Annotated in this window: 13 protein-coding genes; 3 read left to right on the top strand and 10 right to left on the bottom strand. The window is 71.9% G+C overall.

The features are described from left to right. Positions 1-51: 51 nt before the first annotated feature. From atpB to C1N80_RS09185, 9 genes are all read right to left on the bottom strand, one after another. Complete coding sequence (gene atpB / locus C1N80_RS09225) at positions 52-735, bottom strand: F0F1 ATP synthase subunit A (protein WP_240811075.1); 684 nt, start codon at positions 733-735, stop codon at positions 52-54. Positions 736-1,187: 452 nt separating this feature from the next. Further along, a complete protein-coding gene (locus C1N80_RS09220) occupies positions 1,188-1,673 on the bottom strand; it encodes a hypothetical protein (RefSeq protein ID WP_137770487.1) in 486 nt (161 codons plus the stop codon). Continuing rightward, on the bottom strand, positions 1,660-2,826 hold the full coding sequence (locus C1N80_RS09215; RefSeq protein WP_137770486.1) for a glycosyltransferase family 4 protein: 1,167 nt from the start codon (positions 2,824-2,826) through the stop codon (positions 1,660-1,662). Before C1N80_RS09215 ends, C1N80_RS09220 begins: the two co-directional genes overlap by 14 nt. Continuing rightward, a complete protein-coding gene (locus tag C1N80_RS09210) occupies positions 2,823-3,848 on the bottom strand; it encodes an L-threonylcarbamoyladenylate synthase (RefSeq protein WP_137770485.1) in 1,026 nt (341 codons plus the stop codon). Before C1N80_RS09210 ends, C1N80_RS09215 begins: the two co-directional genes overlap by 4 nt. 12 nt (positions 3,849-3,860) lie before the next feature. Beyond that, positions 3,861-4,781, bottom strand: coding sequence for a peptide chain release factor N(5)-glutamine methyltransferase (gene prmC, locus C1N80_RS09205; protein WP_137770484.1), 921 nt, complete (start codon positions 4,779-4,781; stop codon positions 3,861-3,863). Continuing rightward, positions 4,778-5,896 carry a peptide chain release factor 1 gene (gene prfA / locus C1N80_RS09200; RefSeq protein WP_137770483.1) on the bottom strand — a complete coding sequence of 373 codons (1,119 nt, stop codon included), beginning with the start codon at positions 5,894-5,896 and terminating at the stop codon, positions 4,778-4,780. Before prfA ends, prmC begins: the two co-directional genes overlap by 4 nt. A 237-nt stretch (positions 5,897-6,133) precedes the next feature. Then, positions 6,134-6,346, bottom strand: a complete 213-nt coding sequence (gene rpmE, locus C1N80_RS09195; RefSeq protein ID WP_137770482.1) for a 50S ribosomal protein L31 — start codon at positions 6,344-6,346, stop codon at positions 6,134-6,136. 162 nt (positions 6,347-6,508) lie between these two features. Then, positions 6,509-7,495 carry a LacI family DNA-binding transcriptional regulator gene (locus C1N80_RS09190; RefSeq protein ID WP_137770481.1) on the bottom strand — a complete coding sequence of 329 codons (987 nt, stop codon included), beginning with the start codon at positions 7,493-7,495 and terminating at the stop codon, positions 6,509-6,511. A gap of 13 nt (positions 7,496-7,508) precedes the next feature. Next, positions 7,509-9,509 carry an aldo/keto reductase gene (locus tag C1N80_RS09185; protein WP_137770480.1) on the bottom strand — a complete coding sequence of 667 codons (2,001 nt, stop codon included), beginning with the start codon at positions 9,507-9,509 and terminating at the stop codon, positions 7,509-7,511. A gap of 256 nt (positions 9,510-9,765) precedes the next feature. Here C1N80_RS09185 and C1N80_RS09180 point away from each other — a divergent pair, with 256 nt between their 5' ends. Genes C1N80_RS09180 through C1N80_RS09170 form a run of 3 tightly spaced genes read left to right on the top strand, consistent with a single transcriptional unit; the run spans position 9,766 to position 12,946 of the window. Beyond that, positions 9,766-11,052 carry an ABC transporter substrate-binding protein gene (locus C1N80_RS09180; protein WP_137770479.1) on the top strand — a complete coding sequence of 429 codons (1,287 nt, stop codon included), beginning with the start codon at positions 9,766-9,768 and terminating at the stop codon, positions 11,050-11,052. After that, the gene (locus tag C1N80_RS09175; protein WP_137770478.1) at positions 11,049-12,044 is read left to right on the top strand and encodes a carbohydrate ABC transporter permease; all 996 of its coding nucleotides are present in this window, start codon (positions 11,049-11,051) and stop codon (positions 12,042-12,044) included. The genes C1N80_RS09180 and C1N80_RS09175 overlap by 4 nt, the downstream gene beginning before the upstream one ends. Then, entirely contained in the window at positions 12,041-12,946 is a 906-nt protein-coding gene (locus C1N80_RS09170; protein ID WP_137770477.1) for a carbohydrate ABC transporter permease, read from the top strand. Before C1N80_RS09175 ends, C1N80_RS09170 begins: the two co-directional genes overlap by 4 nt. 103 nt (positions 12,947-13,049) lie before the next feature. Here C1N80_RS09170 and rho read toward each other — a convergent pair whose 3' ends face one another. Next, on the bottom strand, positions 13,050-15,125 hold the full coding sequence (gene rho / locus C1N80_RS09165; protein ID WP_137770476.1) for a transcription termination factor Rho: 2,076 nt from the start codon (positions 15,123-15,125) through the stop codon (positions 13,050-13,052). Positions 15,126-15,164: the final 39 nt, after the last annotated feature.

Below are 15,164 nucleotides of genomic sequence, written 5' to 3'. Positions count from 1 at the left end.
CCGACCGATCGGACGGCAGCGGTGTGGGGGTGGAGCAGGGGGTGGGGGCGATCAGTGCTCGTCCGAGGTCGCCATCTGGATGTACACCGCGGTGAGCATCGTGAAGATGAAGGCCTGGAGGGCGGCGACGAAGATCTCGAAGCCGTAGATCCCGATCGCGAGCGCGCCGGAGAACGGGGCGAGCGCGATGAGCGCGGAGCCGGAGAAGAGCAGGGCCTGGGTCATGCCGATGAAGACCACCATCATGATGTGCCCGGCGACCATGTTCGCGAGCAGTCGGATGGTCAGCGACGCCCAGCGAATCAGGATGACCTGCAGGAACTCGATCGGCACGAGCAGGATGTAGATCGGCTTCGGGACGCCGGGGGGCATCGTCTCGTGCTTGAGGTAGCCGCCCAGGCCGTGCTTCTTCACGCCGAAGACGACGTAGGTCACGAAGGTCCAGAGGGCCAGAAGCAGCGGCATGCCGATCACGGAGGTGCCGGCGAGGTTGAGCCCCGGGATCACCCCGCCCAGGTTCATCGCGAAGATGAAGAAGAACATCGTGATGAGCATCGGGGCGAAGCGCTTGCCCTCGCGCAGACCCAGCGTGTTCTGGATGATCGAGTTGTTGACGAACTCGATGAGGATCTCGACGATGCTCTGCGCCTTGCCCGGCACGAGCTTGGCGCGGGAGGCGATGATCGCGAGCACGATGAGGGTCACGGCCAGGATGATCAGGCGGACCAGCTGCACGCGGTTGAACTCGAACCATGTCCCCTCGAAGAGGATCGCGTCCGGGAAGAACTCCCCGATCGTCGGGACGTGGAAGAACGAATCACCCTCAGCGAGGACGTGGGCGGTGTCGGAGGTGTTCAGCGCGAGCTCCCGTGGTCAGGTGTGGCATCCGGAGGTTCGCGGCGGGATTCCGGGCCGTCCCGCGGTGCGGGGGCCCGGGCGCGTCCGGCCCGGATGGTCGTGCGGTGTCCCTGCACCCGCGGACCTCGGCCCGGGGTGTCTCACGACCTCTCCACCGCGGACCTCGACCCGGGGAACGGGCGTGGCCTCTGCGGTGGCACCGTCGCCGTCGGTTCCGGCACTTCGCCTCGCGTGGAGATCCGCTCAGGGCTTCCCTGCGGCGAGGGAGGAGGGTGCCGTCACCAGCGTCGGCTCAGGCCGCGTGAAGACGATGTGAGCATATCAGAGCGTCACTGCTCACCGGGGTCGCGCGGGGTCGTCGGGGCGACCTCCAGACGAGGCCTTCCTCGCATCATGCCGACGGCCTCCGTGACCGCCGAGACGATCGCTCCCGCGAGCAGCGCGAGCCCCAGCCAGGGGCGGGACAGCCACTCCGCGTCCCTGAGCAGGAGCAGCGCGATGATCAGCACGAACATCTTCACCATCCAGCTCCCCATGAGCACCATCGCCCACGCCGTGGCGTCGAGCCGTCGGGCCGCGAGGGCGCTGCCCACTGTGGGCAGGGTCACCACGAGCGCGAGGGCCGATCCGACGAGCGCGCCGGCCACCGCGCCGTCCTTCCCGACGCCGAGCGCGACCAGGATCACGACGAGGTCGATGACGACGCCGGCCGCGACGGCGAGCAGCAGCGCGCGCAGCAGCATCCGCTCGTTGCGGGCGCGGGCGGTGCGGATGCCGTCGGCCTGGTCGGGGCGGGGGGTCTCAGCGGGGGGCATGGTGGTCCTCGAGATCGGGGGCGGGGCCGGCGGCGGGGCCGGGATCGGATCGTGCGGCGCGCCGGCGGCGCAGGCGGGTGAGCGGGTCGAGCGTGACGAGCACGGCGACGAGGAGTCCCAGCACCCAGGCCACGACGACGGTGCGCAGCGGCAGCACGAGCGGAAGCAGCAGGCCCACCGAGACCAGCACGGTCCAGACGTACATGATGAGCACCGCGCTGCGCTTGGAGTGGCCCAGCCGCAGCAGGCGGTGGTGGAGATGGGACTTGTCGGCGTGGAACGGGGAGCGCCCCGAGCCGATGCGACGCACCACCGCCATCGCGAAGTCCAGGAACGGGATGATCATGACGCCGATCGGCAACAGGATCGGCAGGAACTGCCCGAAGAAGTCCGCGCCGGAGAGCGCCGCGGGGTCCACCTGCCCGGTCACGGCGATGGTGGAGGCGGCGAGCAGCAGCCCCAGCAGCATCGAGCCGGAGTCCCCCATGAAGATCCGGGCGCGATGGAGGTTGTGCGGCAGGAAGCCCAGGCAGGCGCCGATCATCGCGGCGGTGACGAGCGCGGCGAGGGAGGAGTAGTCCGTCGCGGAGTTGTCCCTGGTGAGCAGGTAGGCGTAGAGGAAGAAGGCGGTGCCGCCGATCGCCATGACGCCCGCCGCGAGCCCGTCGAGCCCGTCGACAAAGTTCACGGCGTTCATGCACACGATGACGACGAGCACGGTGAGGATGATCGAGGTGTGGCTCGAGAGCAGGGTGACGCCGCCGATCGGGAGGGACACGAGCTGCACGCCCTGCCAGGCCATGAGCAGCGCGGCGAGCGCCTGACCGGCGAGCTTCGTCCACCAGTCGAGGTCCCACTTGTCGTCCGCCGCGCCGAGCGCGCAGACGAGGCCCGCCGCGCCGAGGATCGCCCACGGCTGGTGGGAGTCCTCGTAGACGGGGGCGAGGAACGGGATCCTCGACCCCACGAGCATCGCCACCGCGACCCCGGCGAACATGGCGACCCCACCCAGCCTCGGCGTCACGGCGTCGTGCACGTCCCGCTCGCGGACGGCGGTCATCGCCCCGAGCCGGCGCGCGGCCAGGCGGACCGCGGGTGTGGTCAGGTAGGCGACCGCCGCCGAGATCAGGAGGACGAAGAGGTAGATCCTCACCCGGCGGGGTTCTCCTGCCGCGGGGTGCCGGCGGCCCCGTCGGCGGCGCCGGCGGCGTCGGCGGCATCGGAGTCGACCGCCCCCTCGCTCGCGGCACCCTCGTCGACCTGCGGGCTCGGCGTGGTGATCTCCGACTCCGCGGGCAGGTCGAGGCCTCCGGCGGCCGGGGCGACGGCGGCCGAGGACGCGGGCTCGTCGGCCGACGGGGACACGGCCCCTCCCTCGGCGACGGGAGCGGAGTCGCCGACGGTCCCGGCCTCGGTCCCGCCGTCGGCCGCCGCGCCGGAACCGGTCGCTGTCTCCGTGCCCTCGGCCGGTGCCGCCTCGTCGCCGGACGCCGGATCCTCGGCCGGATCGGACTCCGGGTCCTGCTCGGGCTCCGGGGCGGTGAAGACGTCGCCGACGAGGTCCACGATCTGCTCGCGGGTGATGGTGCCCTCACGCAGGATCACGGCCGGGGTGACGGTCGCGTCCACGATCGTCGAGCTCGTGCCGATACGCGCCTGGCCGCCGTCGAGGTAGACCTCCACCGCGTCGCCGAGCTGGGTCGCGGCGTCGAGGACCGTCAGGGCAGCGGGCTTCCCGTGCCGGTTCGCGCTCGAGACGGCGAGCGGTCCCGTGCGTCGCAGCAGCTCGAGGGCGGTCTCGTCATCGGGCATGCGCAGCGCGACCGTGCCCCGGGTCTCCCCGAGGTCCCAGGTCAGCGAGGGCTGCGCCGAGAGGATGAGGGTGAGCGCCCCGGGCCAGAACTCCTCGGTGAGGCGCTCCGCCCACTCGGGGACGTCGACCGCGAGGGCCATGAGCACGGCGTGGTCGCCCACGAGCACCGGCGGCGGCGTGTCGCGGCCGCGGCCCTTCGCGTCCAGCAGCGCCTGCACGGCGTCCGGGGTGAAGGCGTCCGCGCCGATGCCGTAGACGGTGTCCGTGGGCAGGACGATCAGCCTGCCGTCGCGGACGGCCGCGACGGCCGCCTCCAGGGAGTCGTCGCGGTTCTCGGGGTTCTGGGTGTCGTGCACGCTCACCGGGTCAGTCTCTCACTTCCCCGCCTGGGAGCACCGTTGCGCCACCAGGAAGCGGTCACGGCCCGTGAGGTCCTGCGCGGTGCGGATCGCGGTGAAGCCGCCGTGGCGGGCGGCGAGCTCCCGGGCGGCGGGGCCCTGGACGTCCGCGTGCTCCATGACGAGCACACCCCCGGGGCGCAGCAGGGCGTGCGCCCAGCGGAGCACATGGGCGGGGAGGGCGAGGCCGTCCGCTCCCCCGCCGTAGAGGGCGCGCTCGGGATCGTGGTCACGCACCTCCGGCTCGCGCGGCACGGCGCCCGGCGGGACGTAGGGCGGGTTCGAGAGCACCGCGTCCACCCCGCCCGCACCGTCGACGGCCTCGGCCCCGGCGAGCTCGCGCAGCACGGCGGCGGCCGGGTCGTCGACGTCGACGGAGAGGTCCAGCTGCAGCACCCGGCCACGGCCCGAGCCGGCGGCGTCGATGTTCTCCGTCGCGAGCGCCACCGCGGCGGGATCCACGTCCACGGCCGTGGCGGTCGCCCGGGGCATCTCGTCGAGGACGGCCGCGGCGAGTGCCCCGCTGCCCGTGCAGAGGTCCACGACGCGCGACGGGACCCCGCCGAGCTCCTGCGTCATGAGGTCCACGGCGAGCTCCGTCTCCGGGCGCGGGACGAAGACCCCCGGCCGCACCGTGAGCTCGAGCCGGCGGAAGGGTGCGCGGCCCAGGATGATCTGCAGGGGCTCGCGGGAGGCGCGCCGGGAGACCAGCTGCTCGAGCCGCTCCTCGAAATCGGCGGGCAGGTCGTCGAGGAGGACCAGCGGTCCCTCGTGGCGCGCCGCGGCGACGATCAGCGCGCGGGCGTCGACGCTCGGGGACGGCACCCCGGCGCGGCCCAGGGTCTCCGTGCTCGCGGCGAGGGCCGCCCGCAGCCGGGTGCGGTCCTCCCCGATCATTCCGCGCCCTCCGCGCTCTCGGCGAGGCGGGCGGCGCGCTCGGCCTCGCGGGAGGAGCCGATCAGCGCGTCGAGGTCCCCGGCGAGCACCTGCGCGAGGTTCCCGGCCTTGTAGCCCGTGCGGTGGTCCGCGACGCGCGACTCGGGGAAGTTGTAGGTGCGGATGCGCTCGGAGCGGTCCACCGTGCGCACCTGCGAGCGGCGCGCGGCCGAGGCCTGGGCGTCCTGCTCCTGGCGGCGCACGTCGAGCAGCCGCGTGCGCAGGATCCGCAGCGCCTGCTCGCGGTTCTGCAGCTGGCTCTTCTGGTCCTGGCAGGAGACGACGATGCCCGAGGGGAGGTGCGTGATCCGCACGGCGGAGTCCGTCGTGTTGACGCTCTGCCCACCGGGACCGCTCGAGCGGAAGACGTCGATGCGCAGGTTCGCGGGCGCCATCTCCTCCGCGAGCAGCTCCGCCTCGTCGGTGGTGTCCGCCTCAGGGAGCACGAGCACGCCGACGGCGGAGGTGTGGATGCGGCCCGCGGACTCGGTGACGGGGACGCGCTGCACCCGGTGCACCCCGGCCTCGTGCTTGAGGTGCGCGTAGACGCCGTCCGCCGGGGCCGCAGCGGACCGGGCGCCGATCGCGACCGTGACGTCCCGCAGCCCGCCCAGATCGGAGGGCGAGGAGCTCATGACCTCGACGGTCCAGCCCTTCGACTCGGCGTAGGCGCGGTACATGCGCAGCATCTCCGCGGCGAACAGCGCCGACTCCTCGCCGCCCGCCCCGGCCTTGATCTCGAGCAGCACGTCGCGCCCGTCGTCGGGGTCACGGGGGGCGAGCAGCTCCTCGAGCTCCGCCTCGAGCTCCTCGGCGCGTGCGGCGAGGAGCTGCGCCTCGGCGGCGAACTCCGGGTCCTCCTCGGCGAGCTCCCGGGCGGTGGCCAGGTCCTCGAGGACGGCGTCACGGGCGTCCGCCGCAGTGACGATCTGGCGCACCTCGGCATAGCGGCGGCCCACGGAGCGCGCTCGTGAGGCATCCTCGTGGAGGGAGGGATCACCCATCGCCTGCTCGAGGCGGGCGTGCTCACGGCGCAGGGCGTCGAGCCCCGCCCTCTGCGCGTCGGTGCTGCTCATCCTCGCTCCCCCCTCTCTCCGGATCGGGCCTCGCGGCCCCGGACACGACGACGCCGGCGCCGCCCCAGGGGCGGACGCCGGCGTCGGAGACCTGCCTCAGGCTGACCTGGCGCAGATCGACCTGTCGATCAGGCTGTGCTCTCTGCCTGATCTCCTACCGCTCGTACCTCGCAGTACGTCGATCAGGTGAAGCTTGCCCGCCTGATCTCCTACCGCTCGTACCTCGCAGTACGTCGATCAGGCCTTCTTCTTGCCGTAGCGGGCCTCGAAGCGGGCCACGCGGCCGCCGGTGTCGAGGATCTTCTGCTTGCCGGTGTAGAACGGGTGGCACTCGGAGCACACCTCGGCGCGCATCTCGCCGTCGGTCTTGGTGCTGCGGGTGGTGAACGTGTTGCCACAGGTGCAGGTCACCGTGGTCTCCACGTATGCGGGGTGGATGTCAGCCTTCATGAGAGTCTCCTTCGTCCGGGTCGCTGGGTCGTCGCCCGGCGGGCGCCGTGAACCAGAACCGACGCACCATCCTGCCACGAGCGCGGCCACCGGCGCGAGAGCGGGCGATGCGGCGTGGGCAACATCGCAGGCCCCGGGCGCCGGCGCTCTCGCCCGCCGTGCTCAGGCGGAGCCGCGGCGGATGAGCCGGTAGGGCAGCTCGCGCCGGGACCGCTCGCCCTGCAGCGGCAGCGCCCCGGAGAACATGCCGTCCACGAGGTCCACCGCCTCGCGGGCCATGGCCTCGAGGTCCACGCCGAGGCTCGTCAGCTCCGGGGTGACGAGCGTGCCGATCCCGAGGCCGTCGATGCCCATGACACGCACCTGCTCGGGGACGGCGACGCCGCGCGACCGGAGCTCCTTGAGCGCCGCGAGGGCGTGCGCGTCGTTCCATCCGATGAGGAGGTCCGGGGACCCGGCCATCGCAGCGTCGACCTGCGCCCGGACACCGTCCGGCACCATCGGCACGACCTCGAGCTCCTCGAGCACCCCGGCGAGCCCCTCCCGGACGCGGCGCGCGCGATCGGAGGGGCCGGTGAGGTCGTTGTCCAGGAGGGCGGCGCGGCGCACCCCCTGGGAGCGCAGGTGCGCGGCGAGCTCCTCGAGCGCGGGGTCCAGCGTGAAGAGCACGCCCGGACGATCACCCGCGCGCGGCCCATCGAGCTGGAGGATCGGCATCCGCTCCGGGACGGCGTCCCCCGTGCGCTGCGGCAGGCCGTAGCCCACGAGCGCGTCGACACGGCGTGCGAGGTCGCGGCCCACCTCCTCCGGGTCCTCGGCGCCGCCGGTCTCGGCGACGAGCACGGTCCAGCCGCGCTCGGAGGCGGCGCGGATCATCGCGCGGGCCATCTCCGGGAAGAAGGCGTTGGCGAGGTCGTCCACGAGCAGGCCGAGCGTGGGCGGTCCCGCGCTCACCAGACCCCGGCCGAACCGCGAGGGGCGGTAGTGGAGCTCCTCGGCGGCCGCGAGCACGCGCTCCCGGGTGCTCGTGGAGATCCCCGGCATGTCGTTGATGGCCCGGGAGACCGTCTGCCGGGAGACCCCGGCGCGCGCCGCGACGTCGATGATCGTCGCCCGGCGCGCGCCGGGGCTGCTGTCCTGCTGCGTCATGCGCGGGAGTCTGTCACGCCGGCCGGTCGGAGCGCAGGTCCAGCCATGCCGTCTGCTCGGGGGTGAGCGAGATCGACAGGCCTGTCATCGAGGAGCGCATCTCCTCGATCGAGCGGGGCCCGAACAGCGGGAAGGTGGGGAAGGGCTGCGCGAGCACGTAGGCGAGGGCGACCGCGGTGGTCGGCACGCCGAGCTCGGCGGCGAGGGACCCGGCGCGGTCGAGGCGCTCGAAGTTCTCGTCGGAGTAGTAGCAGCGCACGAGCTCCGCGTCGGAGAGGTCGTCCTTGCGGGCGCGCCCCGTGAAGAACCCGCGGGCCTGCGAGGACCACGGGAACAGCGGGATCCTCCGCTCCTCGAGCCAGGCCTTGGACGCCGGGTCGGTCGCGTGCACGCAGCCGGCCCACGGCACGTCGAGCGCCTCGGCGAGACCGAAGTGGTTGCTCAGGAGGCTGAAGCCCTGCTTGCCGTTCGCGGCGGCGTAGGCGTTGGCCTCGTCGACGCGCTCGGGGGTCCAGTTCGAGCCGCCGAAGGCGCGGATGCGACCGGCGCGCACGTGCTCGTCGAGCACGTCGACGAACTCCCCGACGGGGATGTCGAGGTTGTCGCGGTGCATCATGTAGAGATCCGCGTAGTCCGTCTGCTGGCGCTCGAGTGACTCGCCGAGCTGGCGGGTGATCGACTCGGGATCGCAGTGCGGGGTGTGGGCGCCCTTCATGATCACCACGACGTCCTCGCGGACCCCGCGGTTGGCGACCCACTGGCCCAGGAGCACCTCGTGGTGCCCGCCGCCGTAGATGTACGCGGAGTCGAAGGTCGTGCCGCCCTCCTCGAAGAAGGCGTCGAAGAGCGCGGAGGCGTGGGCGAGGTCGCCCTGGTTGTCGCAGCCCATGACGAGGCGGGACACCTTCTTGCCGACCCCGGGGATCTCCCCGTAGGGCATCGCGGCGCCGTCGCGCACGCGCAGCGGGTCACCGGAGACGGTGGGGATCGCGGCGGTGTCCGCCTCGAAGGGGTAGCGCAGGCCCAGCTGTGCGCGCCAGGCGTCCAGCGACTTCGCCTGGGCGTGGCTGAAGGCGAGCGTGAGCTCGGGGACCTCGCTCTGCCCGGCGGCGACGGCGCGGGCGAGGGCGTCGGCCTCGAGCGCGTAGGCGTGAGCGGGCTCGATCTCGATCTCGCGGCCCTCCTCCCCCACCACGTCGACCCGGATGATCTGCCGATCGGTGAGCGCCCACGGGTCCTCGAGGCGCAGCACGCCGCGCGTGCCGGTGATCGTCGCGGACTGCGGGTCCGCCAGGCGCACACCGGTGCGGAGCGAGGCGGTGGTGCCGGAGGGGAAGACGAGCTCGGCGGTGGCCCACTCGTCGACGCCCGTCGGGCCGAGGGTGCCGGAGCCTGTGAGCGAGCTGGGCTCCACGGCGAGGGTCCCGGCGGCGGCGCCGGCCACGAGGCGGGCGAGGGAGAGCGGGTAGCAGCCCACGTCGAGGATGCCGCCGCCGGCGACGTCGGTCCCGAAGAGGCGGCCCTCGCGGCGACCGGTGTCGAAGGAGAAGGAGGCGTCCACGTGGGTGATCTCGCCGAGCTCGCCGGAGGCGACGATCTCGAGAACGCGCAGGGTCTGCGGGTGGAAGCGGTACATGAAGCCCTCGAGGAGGACCTTCCCGCTGCGGCGCGCGGCGTCGGTGATCGCCATGACGGTGCCGGAGTTGGGGGCGAGCGGCTTCTCGCACAGCACGTGCTTGCCGGCGCGGAGCGCGGCGATCGCGAGCTGGGCGTGGCCGGTGTGCACGGTCGAGACGTAGACGGCGTCGATCGCGTCGGAGGCGAGGACCTCGTCGTAGTCGCCGATGACGGCGTCGGCGCCCAGGTCGAACTCCTCCGCGAAGGCGCGGGCACGGCCGGCGTCGCGGCTGCCGACGCCGGCGAGCTCGCCGAGCTCGCTGTGCGGGAGATGGGTGGCGAAGCGGCGGGCGATCGAGCCCGGGCCGAGAACGGCCCAGCGCAGACGGGTGCTCATGGAGACCTCACTGTCTTTCGGAGTCGGGGCGTGAACGTTCACGCCTTGTACGACGCTACACGCCATGCGCCGGCGGGGCAACGCGCTTCCCACCATGGCCCCGCCTCACCTGGCCGCTCTCGCTCACCACGACTCCCCCGGGGCGGCCGACACCCGTCGATCCGCGACGTGATGCTTGACACACGGCCTCCCCGGTGCCACTGTCCTCCCAGCCGTGAACGCTCACGGCGCAGGACCTCAAGGACGAGGGGCACCCATGACACCACCCACACGACGACGGCTGCTGCAGGCCGCAGGACTCGCGGGCCTCGGCGCCGCAGGCCTCTCCGCCTGCGGCTCGAACGCGTCGATCTCGGACGACCCCCACGAGCTCGTGCTCTGGTACTGGAACCGCTCGGCGAGCCCCGAGCTGCTCGAGGAGGCCGCGACCTCCATCCCCGGATCGGACTCCCACGTGCGGGCGGACGTCATCGGCACCACCTTCGACACGAAGCTGCGCACGAGCCTCGCCGGTGGCGCCTACATCCCGGACATCACGTACATCAACTCCAACAACGCCCTCTACTTCCGCAACGAGGACCAGTTCCTCGACATGGCCGAGCTCGGGGCCGACGAGGTCAAGGACGACTACTACCCCTGGAAGTGGGACCTCGGCACCACCCCGGAGGGACGCTTCTGCTTCTTCCCGCTCGACATCGGTCCCACCGGCTTCTTCTACCGCCAGGACGTCTTCGAGGAGGCCGGACTCCCCACCTCCCCGGACGAGGTCTCCGCCGCGGCCACCACGTGGGAGGACTGGATCGCGCTCGGCACCGAGCTGCTCGGCGCGACGAAGGCGAGGCTCGTGAACACCGGCCGCCACGTCTACGACCAGTTCCTCAACGCGAGCCCCGAGCGCTACCTCGACGAGGACGATGCCCCGCTCTACCTCGAGGACGGCTCGGCCGTGCGCGAGGCCTGGACGACGGCCGTCGCCGCGATCGAGGCCGGCATCACCGCCGGCATCCCCGACGCCCGCGGCCCCGACCAGAACGCCGCCTGGTCCAACGGGTCCACCGCCGGCCACATCAACGCCGCCTGGTGGGCGCAGATCCTCCAGGAGTCCGCCCCGGACACCGCCGGTCTGTGGCGCCTCGCCGAGCAGCCCGTGCGCCCCGGCAACTCCGGCGGCTCCTTCGCCGCGATCCCCCGCACCTGCAAGGACCCCGAGGCCGCCATGGCCTTCATCCGCTGGATCAACACCCCCGAGAACCAGGCCCGCGCCTACGAGGACGTCCAGCTCTTCCCCTCCTGCCCCGCCTCCTTCGACTCCCTGAGCTACTCCGGGGACTTCTTCGGCGACCAGGATCCGCTCGCCTTCTTCTCGAAGGCCGCGGAGTCCGTGCCCAGCTCCTTCATCTCCACCTGGGAGTCCCTCGTCTCCGGGAGCTTCGCCCTCGAGCTCGACAACGTCGAGTCCTCCGGCAAGGACCCCGACGCCGCATGGGACGACGCCGTCGCCGCGGCGAAGAAGGTCCTCACCAAGAGAGGAGTGCTCTCATGAGCGCCACCACGCCCATCGCCCCCTCCGCCGCCGGAGCCCGTCGCACTGACGCGGCCGTCCCCCGCAGCCACGAGAAGGGCTGGCGCGCCCTGCGCGCCCACTGGCCCCAGTACCTCGCGATCAGCCCCTTCTACGTGCTGTTCCTGGTCTTCGGCCTGTTCCCGATCCTCTTCTCCATCGTCCTGTCCTTCACGAACTGGGACGGCATGGGGAAGATCGAGTTCGCCGGGCTCGCCCAGTACGCCTACCTGATCCAGGACAGCCGCTTCTGGAACGCCGTGGGGAACACCTTCATCATCTGGCTCCTCTCCACGGTGCCGATGCTCGCGCTCGCGCTCGGGATCGCCTTCCTGCTCCACCAGAACATCCGCCTGCGCGGCATCTACCGCGTCGCGTTCTTCCTCCCGAACGTCACCTCCATGGTCGCCATGGCGATCGTGTTCGGCTCGGTCTTCTCCGACTCCTTCGGCCTCGTGAACTCCGCGCTCACGGCGATCGGCGCGGACTCGATCCCGTGGCTCTCGAGCAGCTGGGGCATCAAGGTGACGATCGCCGTCATGGTGATCTGGCGCTTCACCGGCTACAACGCGATCATCTACCTCGCCGGCCTACAGTCGATCCCCACGGACCTCTACGACGCCGCGAAGATGGACGGCGCCTCGACCTGGCAGATCTTCACCCGGGTCACCGTGCCGATGCTGCGACCGGTCATCCTCTTCACCGTCATCACCTCAACCGTGGGCGGCCTGAGCCTGTTCACGGAGCCGCAGGTGCTGCTCGGCAACGAGGGCGGCGTGGGCGAGGCCGGCATGACGATCGTGCTCTACCAGTACAACCAGGCCTTCACCCAGTTCGACTTCGGCTACGGCTCCGCGATCGCGTGGGCCCTGTTCGTCATGGCCTCGATCTTCGCGATCATCAACTGGCGCCTGCTCAGCGAGCGTGACCGCACGCCGCGCGCCGCCCGCCGCTCGAAGGGAGCGCGCTCATGACCACCGCCGACCCCACCCGCACCGCCGCGGGCCCCGCCCCCGCCGCGCGCCGCACCGCGGGCGACCGCCGCGCGATCCTCGCGGACCGCGTCGAGAAGGTGCTCACCCACGTGCTGATCCTCGTGGGCGTGCTGCTGTCCGTCTTCCCGTTCTACTGGCTCGCGGTCATGTCGACCTCGACGACCGGGGAGATCTTCGGCTACCCGCCCCGGCTGTGGCCCAGCGACTCGCTCGTGACGAACCTGCAGAACCTGTTCTCGAGCGTCGACATCCTCGGCGCCCTGCTGAACACGATCATCGTCTCGACGCTGTGCGCCGTGCTCGTGATGTTCTTCGACTCGCTCGCCGCCTTCGCGTTCGCGAAGTACGACTTCCCGGGCCGCAACGTGCTGTTCGTGCTCATGCTCGCGACGTTCCTCATCCCGGGCAGCCTCTCGCTCGTGCCGAGCTTCATGCTCATGTCCTCGATCGGCTGGGTGGGCACGCTGCAGGCGCTCATCGTGCCGGGCGCCGCAAACGCCTTCGGCATCTTCCTGCTGCGTCAGATGGCGGCGGGGTCGATCCCCCACGAGCTCGTCGAGTCCGCGCGCATCGACGGGGCCGGGTTCTTCACCACGTACTGGCGGATCGGCGTGCCGATGATGCGCGGCGGTCTCGCGTTCCTCGGCATCTTCACCTTCATCACCGCCTGGAACGACTACGTGTGGCCGCTCATCGTGCTCGTGAACCCGGGCAGGCAGACCCTGCAGACCGCCCTGCAGAACCTCAACTCCCTCTACCTCACCGACTACGGGATGGTGATGGCGGGAGCGCTCGTCAGCGTGCTCCCGCTGATCGGTGTGTTCATCATCGGCTCGCGGCACTTCATCGCGAACATCGCCGCTGGCGCCCTCAAGGGCTGAGGGACCGGGGACCGGATCCCCGCACCCCGGCAGTACGGCCGACGGGCCGTCCCGGACCACCTAGCGGTGGTGCGGGACGGCCCGTCGGCTGTGCGGGGCGAGGTCAGTCTGCGGCGCGCTGGCCGACGCTCGGCGTGTTCTTCTGGACCGTCATGAGGAACTCGGTGTTGGACTGGGTCTTCTTGACCCGCTCCAGGAGCAGCTCGAGCGCCTGCTGCTGCTCGAGGGACCCGAGCACACGGCGGAGCTTCCACATGATCGCGAGCTCCTCCTTGCCCATGAGCTCCTCCTCGCGGCGGGTGCCGGAGCCGTTGACGTCCACGGCCGGGAAGATGCGCTTGTCCGCGAGGTGGCGGGACAGCCGCAACTCCATGTTGCCAGTGCCCTTGAACTCCTCGAAGATCACCTCGTCCATCTTCGAGCCCGTCTCGACGAGCGCCGAGGCGAGAATGGTCAGCGAGCCGCCGTTCTCGATGTTGCGCGCCGCGCCGAAGAACCGCTTGGGCGGGTAGAGCGCCGAGGCGTCGACACCGCCGGAGAGGATGCGGCCCGAGGCGGGCGCCGCGAGGTTGTAGGCGCGCGACAGGCGGGTGAGGGAGTCCAGCAGCACGACGACGTCGCGGCCCATCTCCACGAGACGCTTGGCCCGCTCGATGGCGAGCTCGGCGACGATCGTGTGGTCCGAGGCGGGACGGTCGAAGGTCGAGGCGATGACCTCACCCTTGACCGTGCGCTGCATGTCGGTGACCTCCTCGGGGCGCTCGTCGACGAGCACCACCATGAGGTGGACCTCCGGGTTGTTCTGGGTGATCGCGTTCGCGATCTGCTGCATGATGATCGTCTTGCCCGCCTTCGGCGGCGCGACGATGAGGCCGCGCTGGCCCTTGCCGATCGGCGAGACGAGATCGATGATCCGCGGGGCGACGGAGGTGCCCGTGGTCTCCAGGCGCAGCCGGGAGTCCGGGTAGAGCGGGGTGAGCTTGCCGAAGTCCACGCGCTGGCGGGCCCGCTCGGGGGTCATGCCGTTGATCGCGTCGACCTGGACGAGCGAGGAGTAGTTGCCCTTGCCCTGGTTGCCGCCCTTGCCGCGGCGGTTGCGGCCGCCGGAGTACTGCTGCTCGACGTGCTGCTGCTCCTCGCCGTCGCGGGGGGCCTTGACGAGACCGGTGAGCGCATCGCCCTTGCGCAGGCCGTACTTGCGCACCTGGTTGATGCTCACGTGCACGTCGCTCGGACCGGGGAGGTAGCCGGTGGTGCGCACGTAGGCGTTGTTGTCACGGATGTCGAGGATGCCGGCCACGGAGACAAGCTCCTCGCCGTCGCGCACCTGGTCGTCCTGGCGGTCGTCGCCGCGCTGACCGCCCTGGTTGCCCTGGCTTCCCTGGTTGCCGTAGCCGCCCTGGTCGTTCTGGCCGCGGCCGCGACGCTTGCGGTCGCGCGAGCGGGTGCGGCTGCGGCCGCGGGAACGGCGGTCGTCGTCGTCCTGGCCGCCGCGGTCGCGGTCGTCGGACTCGCCGGAGCGGTCCGGGAGCTCGATGTCCTCGACGCGCGCAGGGCGGTCGCCGCGCTGCTGGCCACGGTCGCCGCGGTCCTGACGATCGTTGCGGTCGCCCCGGTCGTTTCGATCCTGACGGTCGCCCCGGTCCTGACGATCGTTGCGGTCCTGACGGTCACCGCGGTCCTGGCGGTCGCCACGGTCCTGACGCTCACCGCGCGAGCCGGAGCGGTCTCCGCGACCGGAGGGGGCGGACTCGCCGGAGGGCGCATCGGCGGGGGCCGACGTCGACTCCGCGGACTGCGCGCCGCGGTCCTGGTTCTCACCGCCGGAGCGGCCGCCGCGGGAGCGACGACCCTCGCGGGCACCCTGCTCCTCACGACGCTCGCCGCCCTCGGGCAGGCGGATCGCGAGCTCGGGCGCCGACTGCTGGGAGGCGCCGCGCTCCTCACGGGCGGGTCGCTCCTCGCGCGGGGCGCGCTGCTCGCGCGGCGCGGACTGCTGCGCCGCGGCCTCGGTGGTCGCCGCGGGCACACGGCCCGTGCGGATGGCCTCGACGAGCTCGCCCTTGCGGAGGCGGCCGGCGCCGCGGATACCGCGCTCGGCGGCGAGAGCTCGCAGCTCGGGGAGCTTCTTCGCGGCGAGATCCGAGGATCCGCCTGCGGTGGGGGTGGTGTCGTTCACCCGATGTCCTTCCTCGTCGGACCGTCGTGCGGTCCCGTG

This window comes from Brachybacterium sp. SGAir0954, from assembly GCF_005490785.1.
GTDB lineage: Bacteria > Actinomycetota > Actinomycetes > Actinomycetales > Dermabacteraceae > Brachybacterium > Brachybacterium rhamnosum.
This window is presented reverse-complemented; position numbering and strand designations above follow the sequence as displayed.

Bases quoted from the DNA above. Each gene is read 5' to 3' on its own strand.
- prfA (WP_137770483.1), bottom strand. From the start codon at position 5,896: ATGAGCAGCACCGACGCGCAGAGGGCGGGGCTCGACGCCCTGCGCCGT.
- C1N80_RS09175 (WP_137770478.1), top strand. From the start codon at position 11,049: ATGAGCGCCACCACGCCCATCGCCCCCTCCGCCGCCGGAGCCCGTCGC.
- C1N80_RS09190 (WP_137770481.1), bottom strand. From the start codon at position 7,495: ATGACGCAGCAGGACAGCAGCCCCGGCGCGCGCCGGGCGACGATCATC.
- C1N80_RS09185 (WP_137770480.1), bottom strand. From the start codon at position 9,509: ATGAGCACCCGTCTGCGCTGGGCCGTTCTCGGCCCGGGCTCGATCGCC.
- C1N80_RS09220 (WP_137770487.1), bottom strand. From the start codon at position 1,673: ATGCCCCCCGCTGAGACCCCCCGCCCCGACCAGGCCGACGGCATCCGC.
- C1N80_RS09170 (WP_137770477.1), top strand. From the start codon at position 12,041: ATGACCACCGCCGACCCCACCCGCACCGCCGCGGGCCCCGCCCCCGCC.
- C1N80_RS09180 (WP_137770479.1), top strand. From the start codon at position 9,766: ATGACACCACCCACACGACGACGGCTGCTGCAGGCCGCAGGACTCGCG.
- prmC (WP_137770484.1), bottom strand. From the start codon at position 4,781: ATGATCGGGGAGGACCGCACCCGGCTGCGGGCGGCCCTCGCCGCGAGC.
- rpmE (WP_137770482.1), bottom strand. From the start codon at position 6,346: ATGAAGGCTGACATCCACCCCGCATACGTGGAGACCACGGTGACCTGC.